5 protein-coding genes are annotated in these 10,639 nt (G+C 30.1%); 3 read left to right on the forward strand and 2 right to left on the reverse strand.

Annotated features, from left to right (window positions below):
- Window positions 1-5: 5 nt before the first annotated feature.
- On the reverse strand, window positions 6-2,144 hold the full coding sequence (locus D1817_02010; GenBank protein AXT18679.1) for a S9 family peptidase: 2,139 nt from the start codon (window positions 2,142-2,144) through the stop codon (window positions 6-8).
- A gap of 140 nt (window positions 2,145-2,284) precedes the next feature.
- Entirely contained in the window at window positions 2,285-2,806 is a 522-nt protein-coding gene (locus D1817_02015; GenBank protein ID AXT18680.1) for an RNA polymerase sigma-70 factor, read from the reverse strand.
- A 124-nt stretch (window positions 2,807-2,930) separates the two neighbouring features.
- Between D1817_02015 and D1817_02020 the strand changes: the two genes are divergently transcribed.
- From D1817_02020 to D1817_02030, 3 genes are all read left to right on the forward strand, one after another.
- Window positions 2,931-4,067, forward strand: coding sequence for a FecR family protein (locus D1817_02020; GenBank protein ID AXT18681.1), 1,137 nt, complete (start codon window positions 2,931-2,933; stop codon window positions 4,065-4,067).
- On the forward strand, window positions 4,067-8,089 hold the full coding sequence (locus D1817_02025) for a hypothetical protein (GenBank protein ID AXT18682.1): 4,023 nt from the start codon (window positions 4,067-4,069) through the stop codon (window positions 8,087-8,089). Before D1817_02020 ends, D1817_02025 begins: the two co-directional genes overlap by 1 nt.
- 64 nt (window positions 8,090-8,153) lie before the next feature.
- Window positions 8,154-10,634 (forward strand): hypothetical protein, encoded by a 2,481-nt coding sequence (locus tag D1817_02030; GenBank protein AXT18683.1) that lies wholly within the window; start codon window positions 8,154-8,156, stop codon window positions 10,632-10,634.
- The last annotated feature ends 5 nt before the right edge of the window (window positions 10,635-10,639 follow it).

Below are 10,639 nucleotides of genomic sequence, written 5' to 3' on the forward strand. Positions count from 1 at the left end.
TATTGTTATCCTTTAATTGTTTCTTTGGTTTTGCTAGGTAATACTTCAAACCCCATATTATGTAATGTAAATCCAAAAATATCAGCCGCCTGTTCTATGGTTTTACTAATAGGAGTTCCTGCTCCATGTCCTGCATCAGTTTCAATGCGAATTAGAGTTGGATTAGTTCCAGTTTGTTTACTCTGTAACTCTGCAGCAAACTTAAAACTGTGAGCAGGTACCACGCGATCGTCGTGATCTCCAGTAGTTACTAAAGTTGCAGGATAAGATACCCCTGCTTTTACATTATGAACAGGAGAATAACCTTTTAAGTACTCAAACATTTCTTTGCTTTGTTCTGCTGTACCATAATCATAAGCCCAACCTGCTCCAGCAGTAAATGTATGGTAACGTAGCATGTCTAAAACACCAACAGCTGGTAAAGCTACCTTCATTAAATCTGGACGTTGTGTCATTGTAGCACCTACTAATAGCCCTCCGTTTGAGCCACCACTAATAGCTAAGTAATCTGAAGATGTATAATTATTAGCAATTAAATATTCGCCAGCGGCAATAAAATCGTCAAATACATTTTGTTTTTTTAACTGCGTCCCCGCATTATGCCATTTCTTACCATATTCCCCTCCGCCTCTAATATTTGGTACTGCGTAAATACCTCCTTGTTCTAACCAAACTGCATTAGAGGGGCTAAACGAAGGTGTTAAACTTACATTGAACCCGCCATAACCGTATAAAATTGTTGGGTTTTTACCATTGAGATCTAATCCTTTTTTATGAGTGATAATCATTGGAACTTTAGTGCCATCTTTTGAAATATAAAATACTTGTTTGCTTTCATAACTATCAGAATCAAAATCAACATTAGGTTTTTTATAAATGGATGATATACCATCTTTAGGGTTGTATTTAAAGATAGTTCCCGGTGTTTTATAATTAGAAAAACTGTAGTATAAAATAGGAGCTTCTTTTTTACCACCAAAGCTACTGGCACTTCCTATCCCAGGCAATTCAACTTCTCTTATTACCTTACCTTCGTAATCGTATTGTATCACTTTAGAAACGGCATCTACCATATATTCTGCAAAAAAGTAACCACCTCCTATTGATGGAGATAATACATTTTCAGTTTCTGGAATGAAATCTACCCAGTTTTCTGGTGTTGGATTGGAAGCATCAACAGTTACAATTTTTTGATTAGGCGCATTTAAATTAGTTAATAAGTATAATTTACTGCCTACATTTTCAAACACAGAAGTATCACTATTTGTATCCGCTAAAATTGTTATAATTTCCCCATTAGGGTTAGATAGATCTTTCATTAATAATTTAGATCCAGAGGTTGAAATTCTTGGATAAATAAATAAATAATTCCCATCTTCTGTAACACTTCCTGAAATATAACGATGTTTTTCTTCAGAAGTACCTCCATAAATTAAAGCATCATCTTTTTGTTTTGTTCCTAATTTGTGATAATACAGTTTGTGTTGATCGGTCTTTGCAGATAATTCACTTCCTTTAGGTTTGTCATAACTTGAATAATAAAAGCCATCATTGTTTTTCCATGAAATCCCACTAAACTTTATATCAATTAAAGTATCTTCAATAATTTGTTTGGTTTCAGTATTCATAATCAATACTTTTCTCCAATCACTTCCTCCTTCAGAAATAGAGTATGCGGCAATACTACCATCTTTAGAAAAGCTTACTTGCCCTAAAGACACTGTTCCATCATTACTAAATGTATTTGGATCTAAAAACACGTCTTCTTCACCATCATCATGAGTTCTATATAATACAAATTGATTTTGCAATCCGTCATTTTTATAATAATAAGTATAATTCCCTTCTTTAAAAGGGGCTCCTATTTTTTCATAATTCCACATTTTTTCTAAGCGTTCTTTTAACCCTTTTCGATATGGAATTTTATCTAAATATGCGTAAGTTGAAACATTTTGGGTTTTTACCCAATCTGCAGTTTCTTCACTTCTATCATCTTCTAACCAACGATAAGGATCTTTAACTTCTTCATCAAAATAAGTATTGACCACTTCCCCTATTTTTGTCTCAGGATAAATTATTTTTTGCTCTTCTTTGCATGAACTCATAAGGGTTATTATAAAAAACGGAATTATTAATTTTTTCATCGTATTGAATTTAATGTATTCAAAAATAACGAAAATATGTTGCCTGTCTTTTTAATTTAAATAATGTAGAAAATTACAGCTTATGAAATTATGGAATATCAGAGATATATTTAAAATCTTTTAGAAAAGATAAATTGTAGTTAGATACCATTTCTAATTTTTTGAAAAGCTATTCTAATTTGAGATTCTACAGTTTTGATAGAAATATTTAACTTAATGGCAATCTCTTTATTTTTTAGCCCTTTTTCTTTACTCAATAATAAAATTTCTTTACAACGTTTAGGGAGAGTATCTACAAGGGTTTTTATTCTCTTTATTTTTTGATTAACAATATATTGATCTTGTTCTAATTGAGATTGTAATAACTTATATTTAAGGTTCTCTAATAATAAATCTTTTCGTTTTTTTCGTTTAATATTATCCATACATTCATTGTAACTTACTCTAAATAAATAGGATTTTAATGAAGTATTTATAGTTATTTTATTACGTTTTTCCCACAGTTTAATAAAGGTATTTTGCACAATATCTTCTGCTTCAGGCATATCATGAGTAAACTGTACTATATAAGAACATAAAACTTTATAATATAGATCAAAAACTTCTTTTAAAGCCTGATTGTCATTGTTTTGTATTTGTTTCCATAAGACTTGGTCTTTCATGAAATAGATAATAAACTATTAAAAGAAATGAGTATATTTATGTAAATATCGAAAAATAAAATAAAATTTAAGGGTAAAATAAAATTTTAACGTCATTACAATATAAAAAACAAAGAAGTATATTTTGGAAGATATAATTATTAGATATATAACGAGTGAAATTTCTAAAGATGAACTTAAATCTTTAAAAAAATGGCTGCAAGTTGATGAAAATCAAAAACTGTTTGAGGAAATAGTTAAAGCTAATCAAGAATTGGCAATTGCTTATAATTCTGTAGATATAGAAAGTGCGTATAATAATGTTGAAAAAGCAATAACTCAAAAGCAAATTTTAAAAATAAACCCTTATCGTATATTATTAAAGTATGCAGCTATTTTAATAGTATTAATGAGTATTTCTATAGGGATGTATTCTGTTTTGAAACCTGATGTTCCTATATTAGAAGATCAAATTGTATTAGAATTAGAAGATGGTTCGTTACTGGATATTAATAAGAATGAAACTAAGGTTATTTTCAATAAGCAAAGAGAGGTTATTGCTAACCTACAATTAGGGGTTTTGTCATTTTCAAAAAACACTAAGAAAAATTCAAAATTAATTTATAATAAACTAATTGTCCCTTATGGGAAGCAGTTTAAACTAGAACTTTCGGATGGTACATTAGTGACTATTAATTCTGGAAGTAAACTCAGGTTTCCAACAACATTTTTTGGTACAAAAAATAGAGATGTTTTTATTGAAGGAGAAGCTTTTTTTGATGTAAAAAAAGATGAAAGTTCTCCTTTTATAGTTCATACATCAGATATGAATATAAGGGTTTTAGGGACTAAATTTAATGTGACTAGTTATCAAAATGAAAAAGAAACATTTGTTGTTTTAGAAGAAGGGAGTGTTGCAGTAAATAAACCTTCAGAAGTTTTTGATAAAAATAAAAGCATTATTATCAAATCAGGAGAACAAATAATTTTAGAGAATAAAAATGAAGAATATAAGATAATTCAAGAGCCAGATTTAGATAAACATTTTGCATGGAAAGAAGGTGTATTATTTTTTAAAAATGATCGCTTTGAAGACATAATTAAAAAATTAGAACGCTATTATAACATTGATATCAAAAATAACTCTTCACACTTAAATAATGTTAGATATACAGGAACATTTAAGGGAGAAAAGCTTGCAGAAGTGTTAGATACTTTTAAGGAATTATCTGAATTTAATTATAAAATAGAAGGAGATGTAATAATTATAAATCAAGTATAATGAAACAAATTAATTTTGTAACGGTTAAATTTTTTTTAAAGAGAAAACTTATTTTGTTGTTTTTAGTATTAGGTTTTTCCTCTATTACAGTGAGAGCGAATAGTCTCGAGAATATTAAAATTAGCCTTAATTTAAGTGATGTTCCTTTATCAGAAGCTCTTAGAGAAATAGAAATTACAACTGACTACAAATTTCTTTATAAAAATGAAGACCTTAATTTAAATAAGCAGATAAGTATTAAAGTAAAAGAGCAACCTATAGAGTATGTATTGTCAGAGCTTTTAAAAGAAGAAGAATTAGTTTTTAAAATTTTAAAAAATCAAATCATACTTAAGAAAAATTATCTAGAGCATTATCAAAATCACACAATTCAAGGTAAAGTAGTAGATAAAGAAACTGGCGAAGTAATCCCGTTTTGTAGTATAACAATAGGAACTACATATACAGGTACATCTAGCAATGAAGAAGGAGAGTTTATTGTTAATGTAGATATATTGCCTGCAGAGCTTATATTTTCTCATTTAAATTATGAAAAACAAACAATTGTAATATCTGAAACATTAGATGTAGTGGTGTCTATGCAACCTTTAGTTAATAATTTAGAAGCGATTACGCTACCAGTAGATAACGGTAGGTATGCACTTAGATTAGCTAAAGAAGCATTTAATAAAACTACAAGAGAATCAAACATAGGTAAGTTTGGAAAAGCTTTATATCGTCAGAAATCAAAAAATGGAGATAATTATTCGGAACTATCAGAAATTATTTATGACATTCGTTATTCTGATAGTGGAATTGAAGATTGGGATATATTAGAAGGGAGGTATGCTCTAAAGCCAGAAACCGTTAATAATAAAAATTACACACTTTTTTCACGTTTATTAAAAGCTATACAGCCTAATACCAAAGATCTTATCTTCCCATTACATCGTGAATTAGAAAGATTTTATGACATAAAAATTATAAATACATTTAATTCAGGACAAGATGAAATAGCAGTCCTATGGTTTAAGCCATTAAAAAATATTACAACCCCTATTTTTGAAGGTGAAGTATCTATAAATACCAAAACGTATGATGTGCTTAAAGTCACAGGATCTATCTCTAGAGACGATTTGAAGTTAGTGCGATTAACCGAAAAGAGCACCTATAAAAAGGACTATAAATTATCGTATGAAATAGCCTTTAAAAAAGATACTATCCTCGATCTAGCAATAGATTATATTAAGGTAGACCAAGAATTTGATTATTATAAAGAAGATAGTTTGCAAACACATGTGTCTTCCATTTCAAACCTTAGTTTTTTTGAATACTACACACCAACATCGCGAAGAAAATTAGGAAGACAATTTAGAAGAAAAGCTAGTGATTGGGATAATCTAAATGAAATAGGGTATAATAAAAAGTTTTGGGAAGATAACCCCATAGTAAAACGAACTCCAGTAGAACAAGAAGTCATCGCTTCTTTCGAAAAAGATAATGCTTTTGGATCAATATTTTTAAATAGCAAAGAACAAATTGCCTTGTTACAAACAAATATTGCAGGTGACCCTTTTATAAAAGAATTAAGTAAAAACCTAAATGAGTATAATAATTATAATCCGATAGAGAAAGTATACTTACATACAGATAAAGAGCTATTTTCAATGAGTGAGGAGTTATGGTATAGTGCTTATTGTACTTTAGGAGCTAATTATAATTATTCGTTAGCAAGCAAAGTTTTATATGTAAGTTTAATGAATTCAGATAATGAAATTGTTACGTTTCAAACTCAAGAACTTATTGAAGGAAAGGGGAAAGGATCTATAACTATTCCTGAAAACATAAAACCTGGACTATATCAATTAATTGCATCTACGAATTGGATGCGTAATTTTGATGAAGATTTCTTTTTTAGAAAGATTGTCAGCATAGTTGATAATGAGCACTTTAATAAAGAAGAGGTGAAAACTGATGATAAAATTGATTTGCAATTTTTTCCTGAAGGAGGAGATCTTATTAACGGTCTAAATAGCTTAGTTGCATTTAAAGCAATAGGAAATGACGGTATAAATAAAGCAGTTAAAGGTAAAGTGTTAAATGCTAAAGGAGATGTTATAACTTTTATAAATACTATAGATAATACTGCTGGAACAGGATTTTTTTATTTTACCCCTAAAATAGGTGAGACTTATGTTGCAGAATTAAAAGATGGTTCTAGATATCCACTTCCAGAGATAAAAAATGAAGGCTATAGTTTGACGATTAATAATTCGAGTTCTAGAAGAAGTATTATTGTAAAAATCCAAGCGAGTGAACAATTAAGAAACAAGAAATTTTATGTTATTGGATCTATACAGAATAAAAAATACTATCAAGGTCGATTTGAATTTGCAGATGCTGCTTTTGTAAATTTTGAAATCCCCAAAAACAAACTACCTAGCGGTGTTATGACACTTACCCTTTTTGATGAAAATGGGAAACCTTGGAATGAACGAGCACTATTTATTAATAATCAAGAAGAATTAGTAATAACTGCAGAACTTAACAAAAATAAGTTTGAATTTAGAGATAAGATTGAATTGGATATTAATGTTACAGATACAGATGGTAGACCAGTATCTACAAATTTGTCCTTAGCAATAACAGATAAAAATAAGATATTAAAAAATGCAAATACCTCAAATATACTAACTCAATTATTATTAGAATCAGAGGTAAAAGGATATATAGAATCTCCTGCACTTTATTTTAAAGATCAAAAACGTTCTACAAGAGCTAAATTAGATTTGATAATGTTAACTCATGGATGGAGACGTTTTAACTGGAGAGATTTAGAAAATCAAAAATTTAATAGTGCTAAAAAACACCCATTTACTAAAGGATTGAGTATTTCAGGAATTGCTAAAACTCTAAATAATAAACCGTTAATTGCTACAACATTAAAAGTAGTCGCTAAGTCAAAAGATGCTTTTGGAATGTATCCTGTAAAAACAGATGAGAATGGAAGGTTTAAAATAGATAATTTTAATCACACAGATTCTACAAAAGTTGTATTTAATGCTTATACAGATAAGGGTACTCCAATTGATATTAAAACAATCTTGGATGAACAAAAACCAGATATAACTTTTTCTAAATTGAGTTTTGGGAATTCTAAAACGAATGGAGATTTTAAGCATAATCAGGATTATTTTGAATCATCAAAACTGAGAAGAGAAACAGATTCACTATTTGATTTAAAGTATGATTTTAATAAAATTACTAACCTAGATGAGGTATTGTTAGAAGCAGAAGCTACTAAAAAATCATCTAATGCAGCACCCTCGGTATATGGTGTAGAGCCTGATGTTACAATTTATTCTAAAGGAAAAGAGTTTACAAGTTTTATACAATTATTAATAGGGGTCTCGGGTATTAATGTTGTGGGTTCAGGTAGAAGTGCTGCTGTTAGTATTAGAGGAGCAGGAAACCCTTTATGGGTTGTAGACGGAATTCCCATTGAATCCTCAGGAGTAACTGCAGGACCAGCACTAGTAGAAGGAGGAGGTGGACCAGAAGGGAATGCGCAAAGCACAGGAGCTCAGCTTGCATCTCCATCTGCAGCAACAGCTACTTCTATACCTTCAGATTTAGCAACGTTAAGCTCAAGAGATGTAGAACGAATAGAAGTACTTAAAGGAGCATCTGCTGCTATTTATGGACTGCGTGGAGGTAATGGTGTGATTCTTATTTATACTAAAAGAGGTGGAGTGATATATGACGATGTACTTTCACCAGAGTTTACGATCATGGGTTATTCAGGGGGAAAGGAGTTTTACTCACCCAAGTATGATGCAAAAAAAGAAGAACATATAAAACCAGATTATCGTACAACATTGTATTGGAATCCATCTATTATTACAGATAAAAACGGAAAAGCATCCATTACTTTTTTTAATTCAGACTTTACAGAAAACTTTCAAATAGATATTCAAGGTTTATCAGAATATGGTATTCCAGGAGCTTATTTAAAGGCCTTTGGTAAAAGAGAAAATAATTAATTATAAAATTTAGATTATGAAGTATTGTTTTAAATATTCTCGAATAAATATAAAAACTAAAACTATGTTTATAACAATTGTTTTTGTGTTTATCGCATTAGTAGTTCGCTCACAAGATATAGATAGTAAAGTAGTTATATCTCAGGAACAAGTAGAAGCTTCAGTTGTAGAGGCATTAGGAGAGAATTTAAAACGATATAATGAGAACAATACTATAGAGAAAGTATACATACATACAGATAAAGATTTGTTTTTACCAGGCGAAGATTTATGGTATAGTGGTTATACAGTTTTAGGATCTAATTATAAATATTCTAATAGTAAAGTATTATATGTAGATTTAATTAATTTTAGAGGTGATGTGATACTATCACAGACTCGGGAAATATTAGAAGGAAGAAGTTCAGGATCTATAGAACTTCCTAAAAATATATTGCCAGGAGATTATCAATTACGTGCTTATACGAGTTGGATGCGTAATTTTGATGCTAATTTCTTTTTCACAAAACGAATAAAAGTATTAGCGAGCGATTATAGAGAAGGTGTTTCTGATTTAGCGACTAAAAATAGAGCTATAGACGTCCAATTTTTCCCAGAAGGAGGCGATTTGGTAGAAGGGATTAACAGTTTGGTAGCATTTAAAGCTATTGGAGGAGATGGATTGTCAAGAGAAATTAATGGTAAAGTACTAAACTCAAAAGGGAAAGCAGTAGCGTTTATAAGATCGATACATAAGGGGGCTGGTTTTTTTAACTTAAAACCTGAATCAAGAGAGACATATACTGCAGAATTATCTAACGGATCAAAATATGTACTACAAACACCTAGAAAGGAAGGCTATGTAATCACTGTAGATAATGCAGATGCATCTAATTTATTTGTTAGAGTTGAAGCTAGTGAATCGTTAAAGAATAAACCGTTTTATTTATTTTTAGGACAATTACAAACACAGAATTATTATCAAGGGAAATTTAAGTTTAGAAGAGATCCTTACATAAACATTGTAATACCTAAAAAGAACTTACCGAGTGGAGTAATCACGATGACACTTTTAGATGAGGATAAAAAACCATTAAATGAACGCTCATTATTTATTAATAAAGAAGAAGAGTTAGTAATACAAACGCAATTAAACAAGTCAGTATTTCAATCTAGAGATGAGATAGTATTAGATATAAGTGTTACTGATAAACAAGGAATGCCAGTATCAACAGATTTATTGTTAGCAATTACAGATTTAGATAAAGTAGAAAAGAGCATTAATACTAAAAACATATTAACCCATTTATTATTAGAGTCTGATATAAAAGGACATATAGAAGATCCTGGTTTTTATTTTAAAGATAAAAGTATAACGACAAGGACTAAGTTAGATTTGATAATGCTTACTCATGGATGGCGACGTTTTAATTGGAAAGATATAAATGATAAAGATCAGGATACGTTAAAAATCTTTAATGTAGAAAGAGGAAAGACTATAGCAGGAACAGCGATGTGGACAGATCGGCAACCGTTTAAGAACAGAAATCTTGATTTGGTGGTAAAAGAGAAGGATGGCTTTGCTCAATATAGTTTAAAAACGGATGAAGAAGGGAGATTTAAGATAGATAACTTTAATCATACAGATTCTATTAAACTAGTATTTAATACTAAGAGAAAAAATGATGAGTTAATACGAATACTAATTGATTTGGATGAGATAGAAATACCTAAATTCCCTGAAGCAAATTTTAGATTATACCAAAATGATATATATAGAGAACCTTATCGAGATTATATTGAAAATGCAATATTACAAATAGAGACAGATTCGTTATTTGATTTAAGGTTTAACTCAAAAGAGACAACTCGATTAGATAAAGTAGATCTGGAAGCAGAGATAGAAAGGAAAGGTAATGGAGAGCATCCGAACTCTGCACCATCAACATTTGGGATAGACCCTGATAAAGTAGTGTATACAAAAGGGAAAGAGTTTCAGAGTCTTGGCGTGTTACTAAGTGGAGTTGGGGGCCTTTCAGTAGTTCCTGGAAATCCACCGAGTGTTTCAATAAGAAGATTTGGAGGATCTCCTTTATGGGTTCTTGATGGAGCACCAATTAATGCTACTGGAAATGGCATTCCTCTAGAAATTGCTAATTTAAATGGTTTTGTAATAGAGCGAATAGAAATTGCTAAGAGTGCATCCAACTTGGCTCTTTTTGGATTACGTGGAGGTAATGGTGTTATTTTGGTGTATACAAAAAGAGGAGATGGGAGAGTTCGAAAAGTAGTATCTCCAGAATTTACATTAGCAGGCTATTCAGGGGCAAAAGAGTTTTACTCACCCAAGTATGATGTAAAAAAAGAAGAACATATAAAACCAGACTATCGTACAACATTATATTGGAACCCATCCATTACTACAGATAAAAATGGAAAAGCATCCGTTACCTTTTTTAATTCAGACATTACAGAAAATATTCAGATTGATATTCAGGGTTTATCGGAAAATGGTATTCTAGGAACATATTTAAAGGCTTTTGGTAAAACAGATGAAAATAAATAAATTAT

It is taken from the genome of Flavobacteriaceae bacterium, assembly GCA_003443635.1.
GTDB lineage: Bacteria > Bacteroidota > Bacteroidia > Flavobacteriales > Flavobacteriaceae > AU392.

Coding starts and splice junctions, on each gene's coding strand:
- D1817_02030 (AXT18683.1), top strand. CDS start 8,154: ATGTTTATAACAATTGTTTTTGTGTTTATCGCATTAGTAGTTCGCTCA.
- D1817_02015 (AXT18680.1), bottom strand. CDS start 2,806: ATGAAAGACCAAGTCTTATGGAAACAAATACAAAACAATGACAATCAG.
- D1817_02010 (AXT18679.1), bottom strand. CDS start 2,144: ATGAAAAAATTAATAATTCCGTTTTTTATAATAACCCTTATGAGTTCA.
- D1817_02025 (AXT18682.1), top strand. CDS start 4,067: ATGAAACAAATTAATTTTGTAACGGTTAAATTTTTTTTAAAGAGAAAA.